The following is a 25,225-nucleotide window of genomic DNA, read 5'->3' on the forward strand; positions in this document are numbered from 1 at the left end:
TTGTGTCTTGAGTAAGTGCTAGCCAGCGACTAGTGATCGTATTACTATATGTTTGAACACTGCTTACTTTACAGGTACGTGCTTTTAATAATAGCCAGCCAACTATTGCTTTTTCTTGCAAAGTGCTTTGACCACTTTTTAATCGATTATAAATTTCATCTAGCTCTTTAATTAATTTCTTTTCAGATAATTTAGCATTATTGTCTTTAACGTCTTTCCTAAGTAACTTCGCTATCTCCACTACTAAGCAAGGACTACTTTCTACATGGCTATTACTGTCAATGTTAGTCAAAATGCTATTAAATTCTTCTTGTTTCTGATTCTCATTGTGTTGAATATTATAGATCAGAGACTGCCAATTAGAAGTTGCCAGGCTATAGGTATTCTCTTTACCCGTCATAATGTACCAAGTATATTCAGGGAGATCGAAGTAAAAATGATTCTCTAGCACATATACCGCACCCATTAAAAAACGTTTCAAACCAAGTTCTATCTCATTACCCTGATTTGCTTGTATCAGTTGTATGCTTTGATACCGTTTGTATATTGTGAGATTTCTATCACGTTCCATAACGGTGTTTTTCTGCTCTTTATTATAGGACTGAATAATATGAGCTGATAATGGAGAGATAAAAACCTGTGCTTGGTGAACCGCTTCTGACGCTTTATAAGTATTTGTATGATAGGCCTTGTCCTTGACGATCACAGTGATGGTTGGCAAACCTGAAATTTGTTCAAGTTTTAAACGTTTCCTAATTATTTGATCTAATATCTCCTGTAGTACAGGAGCCTTTAGGATTGCACTATGAAAGATTAGAGTGAATAAGATATCACTTACAGTTATATCAACAGTTTTTTTATTTTCTAAACCTTTAGCCCAGTTTAGATAAAAATCTAGTACACGCTTACCATCATTGAACCATTCTTGTGTACGAAAAGATTTGGCACGAGATGATTGAATGATAAGTTTAGGAAAACCTATATCAATATTTTTATCTTCTATTCGACTTTGACAGTATTTTACGGCGTGATTGTATGAGGTAGAATATCTCTTAACATCTTTAAAATATTTATTAGTAGATAAATTAGTATCAAATTTTAGCCACATCAGGTCAAACGCTCGCTGTTTATCTTCAGAAGCTGCAATTTTTGTCAGGTCGATGTGTTTGTCTATTAGTTCGCAAGCTAACGAAAAGCGCTTTTCTTCTAGTTTATCTCGTTTTTCTTCTCGTATCTTAATACCAGATTTTTTTTGACGTGCCATCCTTAGCGCTCCAATTGAATGACTGTAAAGCCAATACCTTTGATAAGCTCATCTAGTGTATTTGCAAACTCTCTAAGTTCAGATTGTTTCAAACCGCTAAAAGGGTCGTAAAAGCTGAATCCCAGTTCATCAGAATGTCCCATCCAAGCACTAATAACGTCATATCCAATGGGTCTTTCATTGAAGTCTGAGTTGTATGAATATTTGCCGATATATATATTTTTTAGCGAGCGTATAAAATGTCGATGCCAATTAAGAGGTAGCGATATATATTGTGACATGCGCTCTTTTATGAGTGCTTTGTTTAACTTTAACTGAATAACTGTATTGGTTATCTCATCTAATTTTAGATAATTTATCAGTCCAATACGGCTGTCTAAAATATCCATGTATATTTGACCAATATTACTTCCTAATTTATTAAAGAGAATGCCATTACTTTTAATAAATTTTTCATACTCATTGATTTGCTGACATACGGTATGTGGTAGATAGATTAATCTGCCAATAGTATCATCTTGCATTTCCTTATCGCTGATAAAGTAGACTCCAGTTCTGGTATCTATGTTTGACAATCTACCAAATGGCTCAGTAACAGGTCGATAACCACTTGCAACAGACATCAAAACATATAGATAGTCCATAAAGCTGTTATGAAGGTAAACCAATGAATTCAAACTACTTAATTTTAAACCTGCAGTAGCGGCTTCTACTTTTTGTCTTAGTTTAACTACAATCTCTTCTAGTCTAAATTCATTAACAGCTAATGCACTCCCTATAGTCTTATCCCAATAATCTGTTAATGTTTCATCGGGTAGTTCAAAAAGCATATATAGTTTAGTTGGATTTGGCTCATACTTATTTTCAAGCAGCCCTATCAAGTGATCCATATAGTCCCGTTGGCATCGAAATAAATCATATTGACTGACATTATAATAAGGTAGTGCTGAGAGGTGATGAACAGCACAGTTAGTCAATACTTCTATAAGCGCTTTATCTATATTTGTTTGAGCTAAATAGTGAGGTAAATAGTTTCTAACCTTATTTATGCTCAATCTTATCCCAAACTCTTTATTGAGTTTACGGAGATCCTCTTTTGCTTCTTCATGAATAGAGTCTCTTATTTTATCATCAGTACTTTCAATCATTTCAATATGCATCGCACCTAACGGATACGGCATGAAAACATATAGCTTGTCTGGCTTATTAAATTTATTTAGTTTATAGGCACATAACGATTTGTCCCAGTCATCATCAATATGGCTACGTGCTGGACAAAACGTGAGTTGGTAGCGATAACCGTTAGACCCAAGCTTTAACTGCTCAGAAGTATATATGTCATGAATACCTGTCAGTAAAAGCATGTATAGATACAATGCGGATTGATCAGATATATCGAATTTAAACTTTCCCTCTTCATACTCATGCTCGTATTCGTACTCTTTACCAATAGATAAAAAATCAAGTCTGCTTAGTTTGCTAGCTATATATTCGACCAATCTTTTTATTTCATCTTCATGTGCTGTATTAACATCAGTGACCTGATTCATCGCATTTTTTCGACGACTGTTTGATTGGCCTTCTGCTTTTACCAGATCTAAATAATAGTTGCTTGGATTATCTATAGTTACTTGCTCGAAGGATTCCTGCTCATTATCTTGGCGTTCACCAGCTTCAAAAGCATCTGTATTACTTGTAGATTCAAAGATATTTACTAAGTCACTGAACGTATTTCCTGTCGTATCGTCATAATATGAGGGACCACTAACAACTTGATAAGTAGTGCTGGTTATTCGAGTAATACCAGAAACATTTTTGAAGTAGTTTTCAATCGGTAGAACATACTCGTAAAGATATTGGGCTATACGCTCATTAATATCATTTCTAGCATCGCTAGAAGGAAATAATGTATTTTTATCCAGTAACTTGCTTCCATACCTTTTTATTTCCGACTCAAAGGTATCAGGGGAATTATTAAGCCATCTGGTGTAATTGTCGTTATTTTGGGCTTGGATGAGATTATCCTGAATATGTCGCAGACTCTCAAACTGTGTTATGTCTGGCAAAAATGGAACTAAGAATTCACGAATATTACTGGTTAAAAACCGGCATTCATCAAGTGTGGTTTCAATCCTACTATTATAATCAGTCAACTCAACCATTTTAAGACAGAGAAAAAAGTAGAGAGAACGAATGTTATTTATTTTTGGTGAGTCTGAACGACTGGCTAAAAAAGTAATGAGGTAGAGATTTTTGAGATACTTATGATGTGTTTTTAAGCTTTTTAGGAAGTTTTTCTGGTCAATACCGTTTTCGTATATCTGTATTTTCTCTGATTCAGTTAAAGTAGAAACTATATCCTTTGTTTTTATCCATTCAGTTAAAGCACTATACTGACTGTTAAAGACAGATCTAAATTGTGCAGGCAAGGTGTTTTTCAAGAACCTTAGCTCAATTATTAAGGATGAAGCTTCATCGCTGTTAGGATCAGAAAAATCAACAATGTTTTTTTGTAGCCATTCTTCGATATTTTTAGAGCGACTATCTTCATCAGCCATTGTTCTGTCACCATTGCAAACTATTTCCTTAACTGTAGCTCCGTTTATATAAAGCATCCAGCTATAAAAATGAAAAAAGACACCTGTTTGGATGTCTTTTTGTTAAGTATAGGCTTTTTCATACGTTTTGTAGTATTCCTCGTGCTATCAGTAACTTATCTAAAGCACTTCCGTCTTGACGAGTTAGGTTTGGCACATATCGAGAATACACTGTGAATAGCATTTTTGTGTTGCTATGACCCATTTGTGCAGCAATCCACTCAGGCGACTCACCAGCAGCAAGCCAAAGCGTCGCGGCCGTATGCCTACTTTGGTAAGGATTTCGCTTATCAAGCTTTAAATAGCGCAGTAGCGGATACCAAACGCGGCGAGTGACATTGCGATGATTCAAAGGAGTACCCGCTCTTGTACAGAACACGAACTCACTTTGACGTTTAGTCAGGCTCTGCTGCTCAATCAACGCATCATAAACCAGTTGATTCATTTGAATGATACGATTCGACCCTGAGGTTTTAGTTTCGCCTATGACACCATTAACAACTGCCTGATCAACGATGATTTGTCGGCGCTCAAAATCTATATTTTTCCAAGGCAAGCCATCAATCTCACCTGTTCGCATACCTGTAAAGAAGCGTACGATATAGTAAGGCTTATAATCTGCTCTCACATTATTGATAATGAGCATGACCTCTTCTAGAGTAAAAGGACTGACATTACTTTTAGGCTCACTGAGTGGTTTTATATTCTTCCAAGGGCTGTCAAAATCAAAACGCTCAGAGGCTTCGGTCAGCACCATACGTAATGGCGTCATGATATGATTAATGCGAGACGCTGATAAAGTTCGTCCGTTATTACCATCTTTGACTAACTTGCCCCGAAAAGTCATGATTTTGGCTTTGCTAATGGTATTTAGCGGTAAATTACTAAAATGAGGAATGAGGTAAATTCTAAATATATCTTCCACATTACTTATTTGAGAGTCCCGCCATTCCGGCTTTTTCTCCTCTAACCAAACTTTGCTAAAACTATCAAAGCCTGAGCTTGAGTCCTTATGACTATTCGTTAACCTCATCAGCTCTAAGCTTTGAAACTGCTCAAGCTTTTTACTTTGCGGAAAATAGTTTTCATATCGAAAACTACCTAATTGAATGTCAGCTTCCATTTTACTAACGAAATTTTCTAGACGCTTTCGATTAGGCTTAGTGTCTGCCAGTAAGGTTTGCTCTCTACAACGTTGACCTATGTATCGAAAATCTACATAAAGGTTGCCATTACGGCTATTGATACTCGCCATGATTACGCTCCCGCTGCAAATGGAATAGTGTCGTCGTAGCCTGTCAGCATCAGCTCCTCAATCTTTTGCCATATAAAAAGAATCTTGCGGCCACCAAATGGTTTGATGTAATGAACGCCCTCAATGAATACTGCATCCTTAAGTTGATTGCGTATAGTTTTGCTGTCATATTTAATGCGTTGTGACAGCTCTTCGGTTGTTAAATAGGTATAACTCATAGTAAAATCCTTACTAAAGATTAAAGTGTTATTGTCTAATAGCTTTATGACCTGCTATAGAACATAATTTACACTAAAAATAATCTTTTGCAAGACATTTTTATCTACAGTAGATTATTTTAATATGGAGGAGGTTATGGTGAAGTGCAATTTATCTAGAATTATGGGTGAGAAAAGACTTAAGATTGCTGATGTGTCTAGGGACACGGATGTTAATAGAGGCACAATCACACGCATGTATAACGAAGAAGCCACTAGAGTGGATCTAGAAGTTGTAGAAAAGCTATGTTTATATTTGGATATTGAAGTGGGCGACCTTTATGAGATAGTTAAGGAAGAAGAATAAACCTCTCTTCTTTTAGAACCCAAGATAACGCTGCGCTTATCAGTTATTACACCAAATAATATGCAGCAAACTATAGTTTCTCAAATAGGCTGAATGTTCTATTAAGTAATAAAAAGTTCTATAGAAGATTATTTTAATTTGCAATAGCTCAAAATGTATGTATAATTTCAACTGTAGGAAGTCATTACGACCAGCAGAAAGAAATATTAATCTACAGGAGATTATACATGAACACATTTATTAAACCGCCGCATGCTTCAATCTGGTTAAGCACCGAAGCAATATCGATATCTACCAAGCTTATGGTAAACCTGCAAATACAACAGGGTTCACAGTTAGCAAGGATGCTAGGCGTTAACCCTATTTTCTATAATGATGAAGCGGTTAGGATATGGGTGCAACGTGAGTTAAGTGAAGGATTAGCGCTGAATCGTTATACCTTAACAAATCTTGAGACCAAATTTTTGACCATTATGAATCATTACGAGATTCCTTATTCGTTGTGATTAACGTTAATTATTTGGTTTGGAGATAACCATGAGCTTAAAACTTATTTTTAGCCCGAAGTTAACACAGTCCGACATATCGTTATGTGAAGACTATTGGACATACGGGCATAATGGACGGTATGTAGAGCATATAGAGGTACTTTGTAGACAATACCAGGTCGATTATCATGTTCTGTTTGGTGTGTTAACGGAGTGTCAGGCTTACTTAGATGATATTCACTGTGAGTACTGTGGGCGCCCATATCAACTTGATGTACCAGCGGATATACCTTATATCAGAAAACAATTATCTTGGTTCTGCGAACCATGTATTAGCTTTTCTGGTGGGCAGCTTACCGTTGGCAGATGACAATTTAAAGAGTACTTGATAACCAGATTGCTTATGCTCTCTGGTTTTCACGATCTAAAGTTTAACTATCGGCTAAATATCAGGTTGATTGAGCCGCAATATATTCTATTTGATATAACTATCAATCCTACTTTTCACCCAGCAATAAAATCTGCTGTAAGCTCTTCATAAAACGCCATACCTGAATCAGATAACACAAAGTTCTGAGTGATAGGATTTTCAAACATAATTTGGCGTTCAACCAGAGTTGATTTAATACTTTTAAAGAGATTTTCGTTCATGTTGGCTCGTTGTAATATCTCTATAGTATCTGATAGTAAGCTAATTTTATCGATATCCGAGGAGGTTAATCCGCCAGAAGCGGCGCTAAGCTTATCAAGCTTATAGTTATGCGAGGTGATGTATTTTCCTATTATCAATAATAAGCAGTATGCTTTCATTGCAATATCAGTTTTGCTCAGTTCATAAGCGTTACCTTTAACTATATAAATGAAGTCTGCATTAGCAATCAAACTAAAGCCACACATTTCATACTGGTTTCTATAGACCTCTAAGTTTTTGATAACCTCCTCAAACATAGGATTTACTTCAAAGTCACCATGCGAACCCAAGTGTCTTTTGTTTATGATGCGACCGTTCATCAAATGGTCATATATCTCAACACTATTATGCATATCAATCATTTACTTGTTCCTTCGGCGGCACATCAGCTATATTTTCATCAGTCGGTGCACTGTTTGCAGTCAGTATTCTATATTCCCAATAATAATGCTCATCCTCTATGCGTTGGCGCGCGCTAATTTGTCTTACGCTCGACTTTGGAATAAGCGATAAGTAAAACTCAAGGCCATAGAGTACATCGATGAGTGTATACTCATCCATGGACGCTTTCAGATAAGCATCTAAGTAGTGATGGACGTCTTTGACACATGATGTTTTTGGCAAAGAAGCAATAAGTTGTAAAATAGCATTTTTACGATTTTGTACCGTTTTATCAGGAAGCTTTGGCGCATGAGCGATATCAACTTTCTGCTGAATAGGACGTTGCTGAATCTCTTCAAAGTAGTGTTTAAACTGCTGTATGCTTTTTTCAGGGTGGCGATCAAACTTAGCAGAGAAGGTTCGCTTGTGAGAGGATAGACCATCAAAACAGCGCATATCACTAATATCTTCAAGATCCGCTGTAAGGTACAAATTCTTTTGTCCGCCATGGCGATAGAGCTTATCAAAGGTTTGCATCAAGCTATTATACCTTTGTTCAATAGCCATAAAATAGCGACGCTGTTCCGCTAAGCTGTATAAGTAAGTCAAAAGTCTATTAGACAGATCCTCAATATCTTTGTAATACGAAGTAACCGCTGTTAGTTTATAGCGGATAGCAATTGCGATGGACTCGTGACCACTTTGACGATAATAGTCCATCAAAGCATCAATAGATTCTACAAAGTTTTTACGATTAACGAGCTGTATATCAGGATTAATAAACTCTAAGCAGGGCTTGATATGACGATCATGTAGCTGCTGAGCCTTCTCGTATAACTCATTGATAGAATGCTGTTGCTGACCAGTTTCAAACTGGCCGTACTGATTGGCAACATCGTCTACTTTATGATGTAAGACCCGAATGTTTTCTTTAACTGTGGTCAGAATCTCGCTAATTAAATCCCAGAATAGGTTGAGCTGATCGCGGTACTCTTGAGAGCCAGTTTCAGTGCTCATAATCTGGATGGTTACTTGTTCAGTCTGCTGTCTTAAAGATTCAAACTTGGCGTGACTAAGCTCTTTGTTTCGAGATACATCTAAAAACACCAGTAAATCATAGATCACTTTTGACATGACTAGCATGCCACTGATCTTGTCATGATGAGTAAAAACGCCGCCGGCAAGCAGACTATCTAGACTCAAGATATTTTTTAAGGACTCACTATCCTGCGATAAAACTTTCTTATTATAAAATTTCACATAAGCGGTAAAAGGGAACTCCATAGCACCGTCATGGGCGTTGATATAATCAATAAATTGAAAAAAGTCGTACTTAAACTCTAGTACATTGTTGATTAGTACATCACGGTTAATCATGCCATAACCTCAGTAGGCAATGCTTGCTCACCATCGACTTTGCCCCAGACTTCAACCGACTCAGGTAGGATATTGAGCACGCAGCTTGCTACTGTAGGCGGATGCTGAAACACGTTATAATCCACACGTATCCAGCGCTTAACAGACTGGCATACTGAGGCGCGTTGGGTCGGCGTGGCACAAAAAGCTGAAAAACCATGTCTATCAATACAATCAATAATCGTACTGGTGTTATCGTCGTCCAAATCACCAACTTCATCAATAACGATAGGCATCTTAAAAGAAGCGCCTTGCATAAAGATTTGACCGAGTAAGATAGCAATGATAGAAGCGGTAATAGTACTGGTAGTACCGCCAGATTGCGATTTATCCGTCAGAACACCGTTGACATCAATATACTCAAAATTGATTTTTCTAATAATATCGCGCATCTTTATCAGCTTGGTTTTCTTGTTGGCATGTTTTTCCATAAATGCCATTAAGGTGCGATAAAACTCATCGCTCATAAGCTCAGTCTGAGTAAGATCATGATTTTGCTGTAGCTTGCGGACATGCTCAAAGTCTGCGTGGCAGTGGAGCTTGATACGAACTTGTTTAAGATTGGATATCTGATGAGTATTTAGCTCGGTGTTAATCTTGGCAACATAGTCGGTCAGCATATGGCTGGCGTCACTGATTTCACGAAGTTGACTACTGATAATTTGGTTATGTCGGCTAATATTGTTGGCTTGTGTTTTTATTTGATAATCAAGCGAGCTAAAACTGGTGTTATAAGTAGCGATAATGTCGCTTAATTGTGTCAATGTTTGAATATGAGCGAATGTATCAACACTCTCATTGGGGACCTGTTGTACAAAAGCTTCAACTTGATATTTAATATCACTATATTCACGGCTATAGGTATTGGCTTGCTGGGCTAGATTGTTAATCGTGCTCATATATAATTTGAGTGACTCGCCGTGCTGCTGGATGTAGGCTTCTATAATCTCTGAAACCTCAGAGTCACTATAATGAATTACTCCTACAATTGTCGTTACCTGATTTAAGCTATCAGTATAATGATCAAAATTACTCTGCTGACTTTCGAGTTTATCCCTTTGATTCAATATAGTTTGCAAGGCTTGAGATGCTTGATCTTTTTCTTTCCCAAGCGTTTCAAATTGTTCAGATAGCGCTAACTTTGAATCTGCTTTTTCTGCGAGTTGTTGCTTATTAATCTCAATATCTTTTAGGCTAATTTTATAGCGCTCTAAAGCATCAATTTGCTTATTAAGAGTAGCCATTTCTTCTTTGATTTTATTTAGACTTTGCTGGCGTGAAGCACCACTTGTATCATTGGTGGCATTAAGTAGCGTCGTTCTATTGCTATTATCGTCTTTAATTTGCTGCTCAAGCTTGGTAATAGAGTGCATTAAAGATTGTTTCTGTTCTTCAATCTGAAACCTGTGAGTTATCGTATTTGGCATCTGAACTTGGTTAAAGAGCAGCTGCTGATCTGTGGTATCGAACTGGTTTGTAAAAGATTTTATAGAGTCAATTTGCTCTGATGTCAATTCTAAGGCGAGCTCAGCAAAGTCGTTATTTAGACTAAATAGTACATCTGCTGATTCAGCTGGTAGCTGCGTTAACATCAGATTATTCAAATCGCTTAAAGTATTCTGCTTACGCTTAAGGTTTTCTGTGTTGTGATGGATACTCTTAGTCAGTTTTTCTAATTGTTCGGTTATGCTAACGGCATCAAGGAGTGCTGATTGTTGATTTTCAAGCTGCTTTCTACGTTCAGTGAGTATCGATGCCAGTTCAATAGCGTCAGTATGATTATGCTGAGATAGCACTTGCTCAGATAAATGTATATTTTCTTGCTGTCTATCTATAGCTTTATTTAGCTCGCTTGTGGCTCCCTCTAGCTTATCAAGCTTTGTTTCAATATCTTTAAACTTGGACTCTAAATCTTTATGTAAACTTTGAGCATCGGTAATTTTTTTGGATAAGTCGCCAAAGCTGCTAGCATAGCTAGTTTTGCTATTTGATAACGCTTTTGACAACATGGCATGTTGCTCAGTGAGTGTTTTGCGCCTTGCTTGCAAGCTCTCAAATTTCGACTTTAAGTTTTTATAATTCTCTTTGTTATTTTTTAGGCACTGTAGTTCTTCATTCTTTTGTAATAGCTTTTGGTAGTCTTCTTCAAGGCTTGCTAAGTCAGCATTCATGCGCTCTTGGGGTCGTCCACGCTTCATCTCAATCAAGGTGGCAATAGCATCTGCTAAAGCTTCAGTACCACCTGTACCTGCATCAAATGCCATTTGATAGATACTGCGAAATGCGTATACCGCTTTATTGGTGTTTTCAGATAGGGGCACAATACTGTAACGACTATGAGCACCTGTAAAGTTGCTATACATCAGCTCAGTCAGTTGCCTATCATCGCTTACATGTAAACCACCATGTTTCTTTTGAAATGCCAAAATAGTAGTCACACTTAAATCATTAGCAAAATTTTTGCTATGCTCATCCCAAAATAAGTGTCTGATTTCGTCATAAGATAACGGTAAAAAAATACGGTAGTAGCAAAAACCTTTATCACGATATAGCACCATACAGGCCACACCAGCGTCATTTTTGGTCTCCATTATCAAAAAAGATTGGGGTGAGGGAAAGTAGAACTCATAAGAGTCTTCTTTTGAATAAACGCCAGTTTTACCTTTAAATTGGAATTTCTTATGACAATTACTAAAGTCGGTCTCGGGATAAAGCATTAACTTAGTGGCGGCGAGGCTTGCTGTTTTGCCTGCATTATTGGCGCCAAATAAGGCCAGATGACTGTCTAAGCGAATCTCTGAATAAGCATGATTTGCAGAGTTGACGAATACGATGCGCTTCAGGGTATAATTTAAGGTTTCATTTGCTAACATATCAGTCATATAAGTAACTCTCTTGTTCTAAGGTTTTATGAGTCTTGGTAATTACATCGCTTACTGCATACAGCTCAACATGGTGCGAGCAAATATGACGAATGTCAGATACGGTTTTAGGCTTAGTAAAGCTAGCCACCTGATTCAATCGTTGTTCAAGGTCATCTGGGATGACAAGCTCAATCAGACTATCGGGCAGTAATTTAATAAGATTACTAGCAATAGTCATGCCACCTAAGTCGATATCACCGCATACATAAAGTTTCTGATAATCTGATAGAAACTTACGATGTAAGGAGTTGCTGATATCATTACCGGCTCCGAAAATCACATCATAGTTTGAGCTGCTGAATTGGCAACGCGTCTGTAAGAATGCTTTAGTTTGAGTCCAGTTTAAAAATAGCTGTCTATTCTCAATAATGACGGCGTCTTTCACTTTTCTTCGCTCTACCTCTGCACTGGCTTGCATATCTAAAGGCTGTTCTTCTAAAAAAGATGGCGGATAGCTGGGCATTCCCTGAGCGTCTATTGTAATAACCATAGGGTGAGATATATTAGAAGACTGTAATAAGCCTGAAAGATGAGCATCATGTATCAATAATAAATAGGACCCCATTACTTTGTGATTATGACTTAAGTTTTGACGAGCACTGCTTATACGGTCATCACCAATCTGATTGACGTAGTGCTTTAGTACTTGATCTAGTTCTGTTGGCAAACCAATAACACGATAATTATTTCCTGAAGACTTAGTGGCTTTGATATCGCTTAGCTCAAAGCGTACTCCTAAATTTAATGAGTCTACTAGTTTCTTAAATCGCAATAAATTTATCGATTTGCCATTCTTAATACTTGAAAGCATGATTTTAAGGCTGTGCGCACTCATCGTTTCTCCAGAACTTCAAATCAATTAAGACAAACTTCTCTTTTAACCTATTGCTGTCTATATATTAAGAGCTATAAACTCAAGTATCAATTGACTTCAATAACGCATTACAAGCTACTTTACCCTATAACGTTAAGTATCTGTTGTCGCACGTCTTGACCTTTATCATCTTTTTTAACCGCCATTAAGAATAAGCATTGGCCCTGGCTATGACTTGCCCAAAGTTCGCCTACCATGCGTTTCTCTGCTGAATCATCATTGGTTTCGTAAGGCTTGCCTTTATACTCCACCACCAAGATACGACCATCCTGCAGTTCAACGATAAAGTCAGGATAAAAGTTGGTATGCGCCAGTGGCAAGCTAAACGATGCTTCTCCTCGTCTAACTAGATTTCTCACCCAATGCTTTACTTGAGGTAATAAATCGATAGTCTGAGCACAATCAAACTCTTCACCTGAAGATTTCATGTCTTCGATTTGCGGATAATAATGTTTGTTAAATGCATAACTACCTGAATAGTAAGGTGGTCGTGTTGGATAATTATCTGCTTTAAATTCGTAACTAAAATCGTAAGTCGTAAGCACGTCAGCATCATTTGCGAATAAAGTTTGCTGATATCCTTTAGTCATTGCTTGCTGTCTATATGCAGATACTAGCTCCTGTATAGAACGAGCAAGTGGATACTTATTACGTATGAGAGTAGTGAGTGTCAGTGACGGTATTTGCAATAATTGGTTGATGACCTTAGTTAAGAAACTCGTCATTTCACGCTGAGTGACATCACTTTGACGACATTCATGGTCTAGCCAGCCTATAAGCTCATCTTGGGTTGCTTCGGTATTAGCCAGGTTTAGATTTAAAGTTTGTGACTCATGAGCAAGGTTGTATTTAACTTTTTTGCCTTCTACATCGACTAGAAAGCTTGTCGTCTCTTCAGTGGGCTGGTAGTCGAGCTTAGCTGGATAATCTAATAGATTCCAACCTGATATATCTAAGAATACCTCTTTCTCAACCAGTTCAAGCTCACCCTGAACCATGACACACAATCTTGGTAATGGGGCAAACTTCACTCCGTTCTCTGCTGGTGACAAAGCGGCATGTACACTGAGGTTATGCCTATCAACTGAAGTCTCAATCTCTTTTTTATCTTCAACGGCCACTTTGGTAATGGCTTTTTTCAACGGCTCTGAGACTTTACCCTTAACCGTAACTACTTGGCGACCATCTACCTCAGATATTTTAATGCTACTGCGTTCTTCTTCTGATAACTCGGTAGTGTCTATCGTATCCTGCACCTCAACCATCAGAGAAGGTGGTGTCAACTTAGGATTCGAGTTTACAGCGTCATCTTTATCTACCTGACCAAATAAATCACCTTGATTGACATCTTGCTGTCGAAGGAACGTGGCTACCTCCAATTCCTCGAAACCCATTGAGATAAGTTTATCTGTTAGCTCCTTTGCTGCCTGTGCCAAACTTGTGGTGGCCAAATGGGCATAAGCCCTATTTAGGTCTTCTATCACACGGCGCTTTGCATAAGGCATCCGCAATACACGCCCCAATAGCTGCTCAGCATCTTTACTAGAAGACACCTGTTTGACTGAACAAAATACGTAGGCAAATGAGCAATCCCAGCCTTCTTTTAAAGCTTCTATAGTAATGATGTACTCGATAGGACAGTTAGGGTCAAAAAGATCAATACCATCTAGCTCTCGCTGTGTCCCTGTGGCTACCGCAATTTTATCCTCAGTAATGCCATGATCTTCAATTAGACACTTTTTGAGTACCTCAACCGTTACCTTGCCGTTCTTATTCTCTGCCTGAAGTAGGACGATAGGACGTATATAGTCGATATCTTTTTGTGCTTTAAGCGCTAATCTAGCGCGTGTTAAAATCGCATCACGTACCGCTTCTTCCCAACCATTAATATGCTCGGTTAAAATGATAGGTAGCTTGATCATCTCTTCAGCTTTGAGCTGCGCCGCTGAGACATGATATAAAATATTGCTACCATTGGTCGTTGATGTATTAGGAGTAGCAGTAAATTCGATAATAGCTGCAGGATGCACACGCTTCAGAGTGTCAAAGGTTAATGAAGTCCTAGCATTATGGGCTTCATCAACGATGACTAGAGGGTTGTACAGCGCCAATAGGTTGGCAAAAGAGTACTTTATCTTACCAATATCATTGACGGTCAAACCGTTTTCAGAGACATCATCTTCACTGACGGTCTCAAGCTTGTCATAAAAAGGATGTTGACGACTCAGTTTGGCAAAATGCGGTTCAAAATCTTCATGATACTGATAGACCTTGCGATCAGAGGTCTTAGCTACTCGCAAATTGGCAATCGTAGAGACGACTATGATTGTTTTGTTGCCAATATCCTGTGCACGGATTTGATTGACATCAGCGATATCGTAGACACTGACTTGATTGGCAAAGGCGCGGTTTAGATGATCAGTATAGTCTGGGTTGCTCTTGAGCGCTGAAACGGTCTGCTGCTGAATGGTAGTAGTCGGTACTAGCCATAATACAATGGGGAAATCTTGCGATAGATAATGGGTCGCTGCTGTAGAGACCGCATAAGCACCTAGTACAGTCTTGCCGCCACCTGTCGGAATACGAATACAGACATAAGGTGTATCATCGAAAGAGTAAGCACGATAAGGGGTTTCTACAAAATTGTTGTCTTGTAGTGTCTGCTGAAATGCTGTGTCAATATCGCCATCCATACGGCAACGCTGAAAAAAAATCGTAAGCGCATCAAGTGCGCCTTGCTGATAGCTCTTTAATTCAAACATCGCTTATCTTCCTTTCACATCGTATGGTATTTGCTTAAATATAATATTTTCACTCTTCAATCGAGCTTCTCCCATACATCTCCTCTCACCATAGATGACTTTTTTACCATTTTCTGGATCTTCAGGGTGAGGCGGCAGTATTGACAGCACTTTCGATGTGAGTACGTTGCCGCCGTCAGGACGTTTATCACCTAAAATACCGTTATAAAGTAGGTAGTAAGCGACGCCATTGTGCACGCCAAGTAGTGGTGATTTAGCTGACTGTTGTAGCGCTTGTCTGGTGTCGCCATACCAAATGTGGGAAGCCAGCGCATCAAAGCTGATACCTTCTCTTAAAGAGCCATTTTCATTAAAGATGACTTCACCTAAGCGATAAAACTTAAAGCCACTACCACCTATCCAGTTGACGTCTTCTGAAATACCACCTTGCTCACCATCAACTACTTTTTTTAGTCTGTATACACATTGGTTTTCTGCGTGCTCTCCAAGTTCTACACCTATAAACTTACGATTCATCTTCAAAGCTACAGCAGCCGTTGTTCCAGACCCTAAAAACGAATCTAATACTAGATCTCCTTCTTTTGTAGCTAGATGAAGAATTCTTTGTATTAGTCTTTCTGGCTTGGGTGTAATAAATAGCTCATCTTCTAGACCTTCAAAGACGGCTCTAACTTCATTTTTAGACTCAGCATTGTGACCTGCTTCGTCATAGAACCAAATAGTAGATGGCACCACACCTCCTTCAATTTCTGACAAGAAGCGTTTTTGTGCTGGAACATTATCGCCTTTCTTTCCCCACCAAATTCTATTGTCTTGTTCCAAAGCTTTAAATGATTCCTCAGAAATGCGCCAGTACGATCCTTTTGGTGGGCCATCGATAACTCTTCCAGAAGGAGACTTAATTTCATACAGACCTCTACTATAAAAATTTCTAGCTTGGATTGGTGTAGCTTTCCAAGGACCTCTAGGGTCGTTATCATAGTTTTTATAAGCTTTATTCTGTTTCTCAGTTCTTGGTAAAGAGTTAATAAGCCATTTATCTTTAGATTTAGCATACACGAGACAATGATCATGCATTTCAGAAAAATATTTTGCTGAGTTTTTGATTGTGTATACTTTCTGCCAAATACAATTTGATATGAAGTTTTTGCGTCCAAATATTTCATCTAGAATAACTTTGGCATAATGTGATTCATTATCATCAAGTGTAATCCAAATTGAGCCATCTTCAGATAACAGTTGATGCAAAAGCTCTAAGCGTGGATAGATCATCGACAGCCATTTGCTGTGCTCTAAATTATCGTCATAGTGTTCAAAGGCACTTTTGGTGTTATATGGTGGGTCAATAAAGATGCACTTTACCTTTCCTGAATGCGTAGGAATGAGTGCTTTCAATGCATCAAGGTTATCGCCTTGAATTAGCATATTGTCAGTATCTGACTCGCCATACGATAATTCTGGCACTAGCTCTACCAAACGATACGGACAGTCACGCGCTGTAGTCAACGCTTGCTCTTTATTCAACCAATTCAATATAGGCATATCGCCTCACTTCCTTCTTTATTTTCAGCTGTAAATGGCTGGCATGTTTAGTGCTTAATATTCTGAGTGGTAATTTATCATATAACCCGTTTGCTCTCACCAGATATCGACCTGTAATATGATATCTTAGGCAGAGCTACTTTAAGCTATTGTTGGATATTTTTCAGGGCTGATTTGAGTCGTTGCGACATTGTTTGTCGTATGCAAATGCTCTGTACCTATCAATTTTTGTGGGGTGTTGGTATATTTCATAAATATTAATATTTGATTGTTATGACAATTGCTGTCAAATCGCCTTCTCATGTTAATGCGGACAAACACACTATAGTATTTTAAAGTAGTGTTAAACTACAAAGATTTAAAAATTAGAATTAGGATAAAAAATGTACTCAACCCCCTCTAGTACCGATATTTTGATAATGTGTGCATTAAAAGATGAATATGACCAACTCATTGAAGTAAATAATGAAATATCTAAAAACTGGCAAGAATTTAATGTCAGTGATAGAAACGCTTCTAAAGCTGAATTTGTAACCGATTCGGGCACTACTATTACTATAGTTGCAACATGGGTAGCATCTATGGGAAGAGAGAGTGTACAAGCTGTTGTTGGACACTTAATAAGTGAGTTAAACCCTAAATGTCTTGCTATGAGTGGCATATGTGCTGGCAGAAGAGGTAAAACTCAACTTGGAGATGTTATTTTTGCAGATCGTCTATGGTCTTATGATGCTGGCAAGCGGGTTGTCGAGAATGGTATCGAAGTCTTTCAAGGCGATATGTTGCAATACAAACTAAGTGAAACAATAGTTCAAAATATGCAACGTACAAGTACGTTGTATAAAAATCAGGGTATGGCATGGATGGAACTAAAGCCTCAGTATTCTTTAGAAACGCAAGAAAGCTGGGTATTGAGTCAATTAATAGATAATAAGAAACCAACTGAACAAGATGATTTTGATGAAAAGTGTCCAGATTGGAGCGATGTTATCTTGAGACTTAGAAAAAGAGGTTATATCGAGAAACCAGTTAAGTTAACCGAAGCGGGTATAGAGCATATTCAAGATTTATTATTACTCAACCCGAAAGGACTACCAGCAGAACCAGATTTTTCTGTCCATGTTGCTCCTATCGCAACAGGAGCAACTGTTACTGAAGATGAACAAATATTTAATAATTTATCAAGTTATATGAGAAAAGTGCTAGGACTAGACATGGAAGGAAGTGGGTTAGCTGCATCAGCTGATAGCTACGATATACCATTTATATTTGCAAAAGGAGTGTCAGATTTTGCAGATCCTTATAAAGATGATCGTTACCGTACTTTTGCAGCACGTGCTTCAGCTGAGTTGCTTATTCTCTTATTAAGGAATAGTGAGTCTTTATTTAATCGTAAAGAAGATAAGTTACCAGAAATTGAAAGCGATAATATGGACAGTGATGACATAGTGCGTCTGCTTGCAGAGTTGTATCCAGACTTTGACGAAACTCAAGTCTTATGGGAAAGAGCAGGAGGTAAGCTGAGTGATTTAGAAAATAAGTCACGCCCATATACCCGCTGGCATACCATATGGAAAAAAGTAAACCAAGGCTCAGAGGTAACACCGAAAGCGCTTTTACAAATCATTCAAAAAGATAACCCTCAACACATAGCTATAAAATCTTTATTAAACGCTTATCACTCATAAAATTTGGAGTAAAGTAAATGTCAAAAGTATTGGATGGAGTCAATAGTTTAGGTTTAATTGAAAAGCTAGATGGCGATGATAGGCGTTTTGAGAATATGGTTGAGGCAACTACCTTATTAGTAAAAAGATTGAAAGAAGATGAGCCATTGCTTATCGCATTTGTATTAACCAGTATAAACCAAACGCCTAATAGCGATGATATAGCAATAAAAATTGCAGATGAATATTTTACAGAAGTATGGAAGTCAGCAAGATCAATCTACATAGACACCCCGTTCTTACTTTATCGCTCTATGCTTTTAGATGCTTGTCAACAAGTAGCATTAGATAATCAAAGGTACGCTTATATACTGTGGAATACAATTGCTGATATGCTACCTTTTAAAAAGCTCGCAGAAGAAAAGGAAGTCTTTGAAAGTGTATTTTCACAATGGTCTAAAGAAAGCGAAGAATATTCAAGTTTAAATCTTCTAGAGAATGGAAAAGGGCATAAAATACCATTTCCAAGAAAGCTTCCTACATTTGAACTAAGCACTGAGCTTGAAGACATCCATGACGTTAAAACCATGTACACCAAATTATCTGAAGATTTTATAACCCGAGAGAGCCAGTATCAAAGCCAGTATCAAAAATTTGAACAGTATAGAGAAGCTATAAATGAAAACATTAGGTCTAATGAAAATTTAAAGTTAGACACTATTTGGTGGAGTAAGGCTTTATACTCTCCTTCCTTGAATCAAAGCTATAGAGAGTTTGAAGTTAAAATTGCCTTAATCTTTATGATCATTGACTTATTGTCTCTCATAGAAAATGCGCCACCAGCAAGCGTATCTTATTTACTCTTTGAAACGATTGCAGACTTGCCTAATATAGATATTGAAGAAAAATTTTCTTTAGAAGAAATATGGGAGTTTTATTCACAAAATAAAGATAGTGTCCCGAAAGAGGTTATCGGGCAACTAACAATTGGTTATAAAGACAATTGGTCACTGAAGGACTTCGTTAGTTACGCTTTTTCTGATGATTCTTTCGATACAAATACCGCTATATCTAAACTGAATATCTCCAAAGATACGGAAATTAGTCTTCCTAAATTGGCTCAAGCTATTTTTCGAGAACAATCTGCTGAACGTCAGGTAAGGACATAAACATGAGCGATAGTGAGATAGTCGTAAGTGGTGTTTGTTCTAGAGAGGGAGAAGATTGCTATGTCGGCGACGGAGGAACTTGTGCTGAAGGTAAAGATCATCCTACTGAATGTGACTGCTTTAAAGTTGAATTGGAAGAAAATACGAAAAGTTCTGAGTTAAAACAATATGGCATCTGGTGGTCAGGTAATAACTTAGGAATACAAGACTTAAGTAGAATTCAAGCACGAGGTGAAAGTCGTCTTATTGGTGTTTTCGGTTCACATGACACTGGAAAAACTACATTGCTACTGATTGCTTATTTAAATAATATACGTAGAGGACTGGAATTAACATATAAATTTGCCGGTTCTAAAAGCTTGGTAGCATGGGAGAATCTATCGTCTTACTTAAGATTGGACACAACTAAATCTACTTTCCCGCCTCACACTTCTCGACAGTCAGACAGAGTTCCAGGATTACTACATTTGTCATTAAGAGATAGTGAAAGCAATTTAATCGACTTGTTGCTTACTGATGCGCCTGGCGAATGGTTTACTACATGGTCATTAAACTCAAAAGATCCGAATGCAGGCGGCGCTCCATGGATGGCTACGAACTCAGACATGTTTATCATAACAGCTGATTGCAATAAACTGGCAGGAGAAAATAGAGGCAAGGCGCGAAAAGAGTTACTTATGTTACTTGAGCGACTCGCTCCGTTTACCACAGACAAACCTACATTCTTAATTTGGACTAAGTCCGATGAGTTAGAAGAGAAACCTATACCAGAACCAATCAAATCAGCCATCGTCGCTAAACTTAGTAGAAATATTCCTCATGCTAGACAATATGAAGTAACTATAAAAAATCCAGATTCAGTTACCAATCTTTTAAATGATTTATTATTAGACTATGAGTCATCTAGACAACCAATGATTGTTTCCGAACCTCTTGTGAACAACTCATCATTTATGTGCTACCGAGGAAGTTATGCCTAAGAAAAATATACTGGTTATTGGTCGAGCAAGCAGTGGTAAAACACACTTTGCAGGACAACTTTATGGTCGTCTTAGAGAGCCTGAAAGCTCACTAAAAATAAATGGAACGCCGGAAAACCTAGAGATGCTTGGCGAAGTTTTTGAAGCACTGAGCGAAGGTAAAGCTTCTGCTCATACTGTAACTGAGACTTGGGATAGCCTAAAATTACCATTGATAGATGAAAATAGTAAAGAGTTTGATATAAATTGGCCTGAATACGCGGGTGAACAGTGGGATACTATTTTTTCTACACGTTCATTGAATGAAAGATGGAGAAATAAATTAGATGATAGTAATAAATGGCTTATCATAATTAGGGTGGAAAACGAACCTACATTCCCAGATTTTCTTGAAAAATTATCTAATAACGAAAAACCAGAAAAAAATCATGAATCACCTAACTCTATAGGTTGGGACGCAAATGCTTACTGGGTAGAAAAGTTACAAATTCTATTGCAATTATCGAAAATACCAATTGCTAATAAAATAGAAAGCCCTAAGGTGGCCGTTTTGCTTTCTTGTTACGATGAGGTAAATACTGAAAATGCTACTCCGAATGATATTTTAGAGCAACGACTACCAATGTTAGCCTCGTATTTGGTCTCTAACTGGGACAAAGATAAATTAAGTATATGGGGGCTTTCGGCATTAGGAAAGGAATTAACAAAAATATCAAAAGATGAAGGTTTCATTAATGAGGGTCCAGAGACTCAAGGCTGGATTATATCGCCAGATGAAACTATTGATCATAAGAATTCTGACCTAACTTTACCCATCAAATGGTTACTTAATGACTGACCTTAATCTAAACTCTCTCATTTATGCTACCTACGGTGCTAAAGATAATAGGCATCAACTTATCCATACTACTAATCCCGAAGTACAGCTTCCAAGTCAACTGCTATCCATTACGGACAAACCAGCGGGTTATTTGCCAGCAAATGTAGTCTGGTATCCAGTTTTCGGATGCGCAGTCTATGATAACTATTGGTGCTTATGGTGTACTTATTCTGATTATGAAGCTTCCAGAGGGGGAATGGTGATCAGTAAGGTTGCTTTATTACCTGTCAATCAAGCGATAAAAGTAAATGATTTGACAGATATTTTGATATCAATAATGAGTTCTGACAAATTACCAGAAATGACGGATGAACAGTTAAAAAATGTATTTAACTCATTAGTATTAGCAACTCACCCTGTCCTAATCCTAGAAGATTTAGCTTCTTTCGCTACTATTATTAATGAGCTTTGGAAAGGTTTATGGCCAGAAGCAAGAAAAAGACTAGTGTGTAACGTTAAATGGGGTCCTTCTCAGACCATGGCTGGCGATAATGAATTCAATGTTGTCGCATCTATAGCATCCAATAAGCTTCGATGGAATGAATCCTATACTGCTATTAGTGCTGACGACAATAACAATGAGGTTATGAGTAATAGAGCGGTAAAATTTCTTTTAGACCATCAGGATACTATTCTTGAAAATTTCTTAGAGAACACCTTATTAGCCATAGAAAAACCTCCATTACAAAGGCTAAGAAAGTTATCAAGAACTGTGGAGTTGATAGAAAATTTTAACATAGAACCTTCAGTATCTCTTGCAATTAATCTTATTAGAAATAGCTTATCATATGAAGATACCGAAGGTGAGTTAGATATATATGTAAACAAAGCACTCATATACCTTGCAGAGAATCTAGCAAGTTTAAGCTTTACGGAAGTAGAAAAAATACAAAATATAGTATTTAAAAAGAATCACAACTATAACTTACTATGTCTTTCGTTAGAGAGTTATATCGAAAATAAATTTACTTTATTGAAAGATGAAGATAAGAATAGGTTGATAGTCGATGCTATAAATAAAGCGGATAAATGGTGGTATAAAGCATTAAAAAAAGGTGTTGCTAAGGGGATTGATACATTATCACCTAACTGGCTTCAACAGGCTAAACAACTCATATTAAGTAAAGATTTGTCTTCTATAGCGAATGACGTTATTTCAGACTCAAAAGATATTGAAAAAGGTATTTTAGAATTAACTCTTGAAAATGAGCCTAACGATAAAGGTATCAAGAGACTGAAAGAGTTTGCTAGGTCAAAAAACTGGTCAAAACTATATGCTTGGTGCTTATTTAAATTAGAGCAACCTATAATGGCTCTGAATAAAGTCTTAGATTTTGAGCATCCTGAGGTAGTTGGCTTTGATTACTTGGCTGAGTTATATAGTGAAAATGAATTATTAAATACTTTTAGAGTCATCAATGACACGAGGTTGATTTCGAATATTGAAAATACAAATGCATTTGTAGAAAAATTATTACCTTATTTAGAACTAGATAAAGAGTTTGATAGATATCTGCTTTCACAAGGTTATCGCAATGAGTTACTAGTGCCTTCTAAAATCATCAATAATACTGGAATAGACTTTATTTTACGTAATGCTACCAGTGGTAATGAGACATACGGACTGATTGGACTACTAGCAGAGAAAGGCTTCGAAGAAGATCTTGCTAAGCGAGCACTATTGCAGTTAAACGAAAGTTTTATTTGGGATAAATTAAGTAAATCCGATACAGAGGTACTGATAAACACGATAAGTCATTACGTCATTGAAAATGGCATCAGTAGCGTAACTGATAAAACCATTCAAGAAAATATAAAGGAGAAGTTCCTAAAATCAGAAATAGCGCCCAAGGTAATGGATTTATTAATAGGATGGAGTTTTCATGTGAATGAGTCTGAAGTAATTAATATTTTAGGTCAATATACTGACAACAACTGGAGACAGTATGGTAAAAATTTAGGAGAGTTTATAAACTCAAATAAATGGATATTAATAACTAAAGCTTTGTATACATTATATGGAAATAAGCAAATTGTTAATAATGCTCTGAAATATTGCTACAGTCTGTTACCAAAAAAACAAAAGTGGGCCTATTTATTTAAGTCTAAGATGAAACTTGATGAATTGCCAGATGATTATCTTATCAGTAGATTAGTTGACGAAGCCAGTTCCTTATATGGTTCAGAAGAATTAGAATTGCTGTGGGAGAAAGCAGGTGGCAAACTCAAAGATTTAAACTCCAATGGAAACCTTGGCAAACAATGGACTAAAGCGATTAAAAAAGCAAAAAAAGGTAACATAGAAGGAGGCGTACTTACTTTAATTGATATCATGCTAGAGAGGTATCCACATAATACTGAATTAAATGAGTTGAAGACCTTTTTTTAAGCAAAAGTTATATGAGTTGTTTTATCGAATTATAGTTTCTATCATTGGAGTGATAGAAGCTCCTGTATTTCTCAACTTTGGTCACAAAATGGTCACCGTTTGGTCACCGAGCACTTGGTCACCGATTTTCAAAATGTAAAGTACATGCACGCAGACTTATAGAGAATACATTATTAAAGAGTAGATTACTTCTTAGGGATTAATAAAGACAGAATAACCAACCCTTACGGATAAAGGCTTTAAGGAGAAATCCAGACACAAAAAACCCCAAACAATCTAATGTTTGAGGCGAAACTTGCTTAAACTTAACAGTTTAAATTCGTTTTAAATATGGCGCAGCGGACGGGACTCGAACCCGCGACCCCCGGCGTGACAGGCCGGTATTCTAACCAACTGAACTACCGCTGCTTAGGTCGTTTTTAGCATCTTGTCCTTATCAATAGGACGCACTCGCTAAAAGAGTGGTGGGTGATGACGGATTCGAACCGCCGACATTCTGCGTGTAAGGCAGACGCTCTACCAACTGAGCTAATCACCCTGAGAAGCATATCAAAAAGCAGTGCTTTTTAGCTTCGCAAAAGAAAATCATTTAAATAAGATTTTCTAAAGCTTTTATTAACTATAGTTGTCACGCTATGGTTAATTTTGAAACGTCTTAATGAGCGTTTCCGACAGCAACTTGCTTTATCAATAAAGCCCCTTGCTGTGGGTGTGTATTATATAGATTTACACATGGCTGTCAAACAGTATTTGCCCTTTTCTTAACTATTTTTGCTGAATTTATTAATTTTACAGGCAAGCCTCTGTTTTCATTGGTTTTATATTTTATACAAAACCAATGATTTTTTCAGCTTATCGGCTATTTCCCTGCTAGCGCTTGCTCAATATCGGATTTAAGCGCTTCAGGCTTGGTGGTTGGCGCATAACGGTCAATGACTTGCCCATCTAACCCAATTAAGAACTTAGTAAAGTTCCATTTGATACCGTCTGTCAGCAGCCCGCCCTTTTGATTTTTTAGCCATGCAAAAATCGGATGGGCCTCATCGCCATTGACATCAACCTTAGCCATCATCGGAAAGCTGACACCATAGTTCTTTTGGCAAAACGCACCAATCTCATCGTTAGTGCCGGGGTCTTGAGCGCCGAACTGGTTACAAGGGAAACCAATCACGACCAAGCCTTGGTCTTTATATTGTTGATACAACGCCTCTAACCCTTCAAATTGCGGGGTAAAGCCACATTTACTGGCGGTATTGACGATTAATAGCACCTTACCTTTATAATCAGCAAAGGCTTGCGAGGTGCCGTCCATGCGCTCAGCGGTAAAATCGTAAATAGTGCTCATCATTCATCCTTAAATTGATTGTCTTATTGTTTTCAGG

At 37.4% G+C, this 25,225-nt stretch carries 18 protein-coding genes and 2 tRNA genes; 7 read left to right on the forward strand and 13 right to left on the reverse strand.

Annotated elements, in window-relative coordinates; translation table 11 throughout:
- The 4 genes from PG901_RS08180 to PG901_RS08195 all read right to left on the reverse strand — a co-directional run.
- The coding region (locus PG901_RS08180) for a hypothetical protein (RefSeq protein WP_271134158.1) at nucleotides 1–1,264 on the reverse strand (1,264 nt) is incomplete at its 3' end.
- 2 nt (nucleotides 1,265–1,266) lie between these two features.
- Nucleotides 1,267–3,822 carry a hypothetical protein gene (locus PG901_RS08185; RefSeq protein ID WP_271134159.1) on the reverse strand — a complete coding sequence of 852 codons (2,556 nt, stop codon included), beginning with the start codon at nucleotides 3,820–3,822 and terminating at the stop codon, nucleotides 1,267–1,269.
- A gap of 118 nt (nucleotides 3,823–3,940) precedes the next feature.
- On the reverse strand, nucleotides 3,941–5,116 hold the full coding sequence (locus tag PG901_RS08190) for an Arm DNA-binding domain-containing protein (RefSeq protein WP_271134160.1): 1,176 nt from the start codon (nucleotides 5,114–5,116) through the stop codon (nucleotides 3,941–3,943).
- Nucleotides 5,117–5,118: 2 nt separating this feature from the next.
- Nucleotides 5,119–5,334: a hypothetical protein gene (locus PG901_RS08195; RefSeq protein ID WP_020442991.1), complete on the reverse strand. Its 216-nt coding sequence runs from the start codon at nucleotides 5,332–5,334 to the stop codon at nucleotides 5,119–5,121.
- Between the two features lie 136 nt (nucleotides 5,335–5,470).
- On the opposite strand from PG901_RS08195, the gene PG901_RS08200 reads away from it, so the two are divergent.
- Nucleotides 5,471–5,680, forward strand: a complete 210-nt coding sequence (locus PG901_RS08200) for a helix-turn-helix domain-containing protein (protein WP_045445187.1) — start codon at nucleotides 5,471–5,473, stop codon at nucleotides 5,678–5,680.
- Between the two features lie 227 nt (nucleotides 5,681–5,907).
- Entirely contained in the window at nucleotides 5,908–6,186 is a 279-nt protein-coding gene (locus PG901_RS08205; RefSeq protein WP_271134161.1) for a hypothetical protein, read from the forward strand.
- 486 nt (nucleotides 6,187–6,672) lie between these two features.
- Here the strand turns inward: PG901_RS08205 and PG901_RS08210 are convergent, their stop codons facing one another.
- The 6 genes from PG901_RS08210 to PG901_RS08235 form a co-directional block, all read right to left on the reverse strand.
- Nucleotides 6,673–7,221 carry a condensin complex protein MksE gene (locus PG901_RS08210; RefSeq protein ID WP_271134162.1) on the reverse strand — a complete coding sequence of 183 codons (549 nt, stop codon included), beginning with the start codon at nucleotides 7,219–7,221 and terminating at the stop codon, nucleotides 6,673–6,675.
- Nucleotides 7,214–8,617: a hypothetical protein gene (locus PG901_RS08215; RefSeq protein WP_271134163.1), complete on the reverse strand. Its 1,404-nt coding sequence runs from the start codon at nucleotides 8,615–8,617 to the stop codon at nucleotides 7,214–7,216. The genes PG901_RS08210 and PG901_RS08215 overlap by 8 nt, the downstream gene beginning before the upstream one ends.
- Complete coding sequence (locus PG901_RS08220; RefSeq protein ID WP_271134164.1) at nucleotides 8,614–11,538, reverse strand: hypothetical protein; 2,925 nt, start codon at nucleotides 11,536–11,538, stop codon at nucleotides 8,614–8,616. The genes PG901_RS08215 and PG901_RS08220 overlap by 4 nt, the downstream gene beginning before the upstream one ends.
- A complete protein-coding gene (locus tag PG901_RS08225; protein ID WP_271134165.1) occupies nucleotides 11,531–12,415 on the reverse strand; it encodes a Wadjet anti-phage system protein JetD domain-containing protein in 885 nt (294 codons plus the stop codon). Before PG901_RS08225 ends, PG901_RS08220 begins: the two co-directional genes overlap by 8 nt.
- A 119-nt stretch (nucleotides 12,416–12,534) precedes the next feature.
- Nucleotides 12,535–15,216 carry a DEAD/DEAH box helicase gene (locus PG901_RS08230; RefSeq protein WP_271134166.1) on the reverse strand — a complete coding sequence of 894 codons (2,682 nt, stop codon included), beginning with the start codon at nucleotides 15,214–15,216 and terminating at the stop codon, nucleotides 12,535–12,537.
- Between the two features lie 3 nt (nucleotides 15,217–15,219).
- Nucleotides 15,220–16,758 (reverse strand): site-specific DNA-methyltransferase, encoded by a 1,539-nt coding sequence (locus PG901_RS08235; protein WP_100749159.1) that lies wholly within the window; start codon nucleotides 16,756–16,758, stop codon nucleotides 15,220–15,222.
- A 383-nt stretch (nucleotides 16,759–17,141) separates the two neighbouring features.
- Between PG901_RS08235 and PG901_RS08240 the strand changes: the two genes are divergently transcribed.
- The 5 genes from PG901_RS08240 to PG901_RS08260 are packed head-to-tail and all read left to right on the forward strand — an operon-like array spanning nucleotide 17,142 to nucleotide 23,843.
- On the forward strand, nucleotides 17,142–18,446 hold the full coding sequence (locus PG901_RS08240) for a 5'-methylthioadenosine/S-adenosylhomocysteine nucleosidase family protein (protein WP_271134167.1): 1,305 nt from the start codon (nucleotides 17,142–17,144) through the stop codon (nucleotides 18,444–18,446).
- Between the two features lie 17 nt (nucleotides 18,447–18,463).
- Nucleotides 18,464–19,594, forward strand: coding sequence for a GTPase-associated system all-helical protein GASH (locus PG901_RS08245; protein ID WP_271134168.1), 1,131 nt, complete (start codon nucleotides 18,464–18,466; stop codon nucleotides 19,592–19,594).
- A gap of 2 nt (nucleotides 19,595–19,596) precedes the next feature.
- The gene (locus PG901_RS08250; RefSeq protein ID WP_271134169.1) at nucleotides 19,597–20,574 is read left to right on the forward strand and encodes a TRAFAC clade GTPase domain-containing protein; all 978 of its coding nucleotides are present in this window, start codon (nucleotides 19,597–19,599) and stop codon (nucleotides 20,572–20,574) included.
- Complete coding sequence (locus tag PG901_RS08255; protein ID WP_271134170.1) at nucleotides 20,567–21,412, forward strand: hypothetical protein; 846 nt, start codon at nucleotides 20,567–20,569, stop codon at nucleotides 21,410–21,412. The genes PG901_RS08250 and PG901_RS08255 overlap by 8 nt, the downstream gene beginning before the upstream one ends.
- A complete protein-coding gene (locus tag PG901_RS08260; RefSeq protein WP_271134171.1) occupies nucleotides 21,405–23,843 on the forward strand; it encodes a GAP1-N1 domain-containing protein in 2,439 nt (812 codons plus the stop codon). The genes PG901_RS08255 and PG901_RS08260 overlap by 8 nt, the downstream gene beginning before the upstream one ends.
- Nucleotides 23,844–24,174: 331 nt before the next feature.
- Here PG901_RS08260 and PG901_RS08265 read toward each other — a convergent pair.
- The 3 genes from PG901_RS08265 to PG901_RS08275 all read right to left on the reverse strand — a co-directional run bounded on the left by PG901_RS08265 (nucleotide 24,175) and on the right by PG901_RS08275 (nucleotide 25,188).
- Nucleotides 24,175–24,251, reverse strand: a tRNA-Asp gene (locus PG901_RS08265).
- Nucleotides 24,252–24,305: 54 nt separating this feature from the next.
- Nucleotides 24,306–24,381: transfer RNA gene (locus PG901_RS08270), tRNA-Val, on the reverse strand.
- 321 nt (nucleotides 24,382–24,702) lie between these two features.
- Nucleotides 24,703–25,188: a glutathione peroxidase gene (locus PG901_RS08275; protein WP_271134172.1), complete on the reverse strand. Its 486-nt coding sequence runs from the start codon at nucleotides 25,186–25,188 to the stop codon at nucleotides 24,703–24,705.
- Nucleotides 25,189–25,225: the final 37 nt, after the last annotated feature.

It is taken from the genome of Psychrobacter sp. ANT_H3 (assembly GCF_027919975.1).
In the GTDB taxonomy this organism is placed as follows: domain Bacteria; phylum Pseudomonadota; class Gammaproteobacteria; order Pseudomonadales; family Moraxellaceae; genus Psychrobacter; species Psychrobacter maritimus.

What these genes read in the sequence shown, in the direction of transcription:
- PG901_RS08275 (WP_271134172.1), bottom strand. Translation starts at nt 25,188, where the DNA reads ATGAGCACTATTTACGATTTTACCGCTGAGCGCATGGACGGCACCTCG.
- PG901_RS08250 (WP_271134169.1), top strand. Translation starts at nt 19,597, where the DNA reads ATGAGCGATAGTGAGATAGTCGTAAGTGGTGTTTGTTCTAGAGAGGGA.
- PG901_RS08245 (WP_271134168.1), top strand. Translation starts at nt 18,464, where the DNA reads ATGTCAAAAGTATTGGATGGAGTCAATAGTTTAGGTTTAATTGAAAAG.
- PG901_RS08255 (WP_271134170.1), top strand. Translation starts at nt 20,567, where the DNA reads ATGCCTAAGAAAAATATACTGGTTATTGGTCGAGCAAGCAGTGGTAAA.
- PG901_RS08185 (WP_271134159.1), bottom strand. Translation starts at nt 3,822, where the DNA reads ATGGCTGATGAAGATAGTCGCTCTAAAAATATCGAAGAATGGCTACAA.
- PG901_RS08190 (WP_271134160.1), bottom strand. Translation starts at nt 5,116, where the DNA reads ATGGCGAGTATCAATAGCCGTAATGGCAACCTTTATGTAGATTTTCGA.
- PG901_RS08210 (WP_271134162.1), bottom strand. Translation starts at nt 7,221, where the DNA reads ATGATTGATATGCATAATAGTGTTGAGATATATGACCATTTGATGAAC.
- PG901_RS08215 (WP_271134163.1), bottom strand. Translation starts at nt 8,617, where the DNA reads ATGATTAACCGTGATGTACTAATCAACAATGTACTAGAGTTTAAGTAC.
- PG901_RS08230 (WP_271134166.1), bottom strand. Translation starts at nt 15,216, where the DNA reads ATGTTTGAATTAAAGAGCTATCAGCAAGGCGCACTTGATGCGCTTACG.
- PG901_RS08235 (WP_100749159.1), bottom strand. Translation starts at nt 16,758, where the DNA reads ATGCCTATATTGAATTGGTTGAATAAAGAGCAAGCGTTGACTACAGCG.
- PG901_RS08200 (WP_045445187.1), top strand. Translation starts at nt 5,471, where the DNA reads ATGGTGAAGTGCAATTTATCTAGAATTATGGGTGAGAAAAGACTTAAG.
- PG901_RS08240 (WP_271134167.1), top strand. Translation starts at nt 17,142, where the DNA reads ATGTACTCAACCCCCTCTAGTACCGATATTTTGATAATGTGTGCATTA.
- PG901_RS08225 (WP_271134165.1), bottom strand. Translation starts at nt 12,415, where the DNA reads ATGAGTGCGCACAGCCTTAAAATCATGCTTTCAAGTATTAAGAATGGC.
- PG901_RS08195 (WP_020442991.1), bottom strand. Translation starts at nt 5,334, where the DNA reads ATGAGTTATACCTATTTAACAACCGAAGAGCTGTCACAACGCATTAAA.
- PG901_RS08205 (WP_271134161.1), top strand. Translation starts at nt 5,908, where the DNA reads ATGAACACATTTATTAAACCGCCGCATGCTTCAATCTGGTTAAGCACC.
- PG901_RS08260 (WP_271134171.1), top strand. Translation starts at nt 21,405, where the DNA reads ATGACTGACCTTAATCTAAACTCTCTCATTTATGCTACCTACGGTGCT.
- PG901_RS08220 (WP_271134164.1), bottom strand. Translation starts at nt 11,538, where the DNA reads ATGACTGATATGTTAGCAAATGAAACCTTAAATTATACCCTGAAGCGC.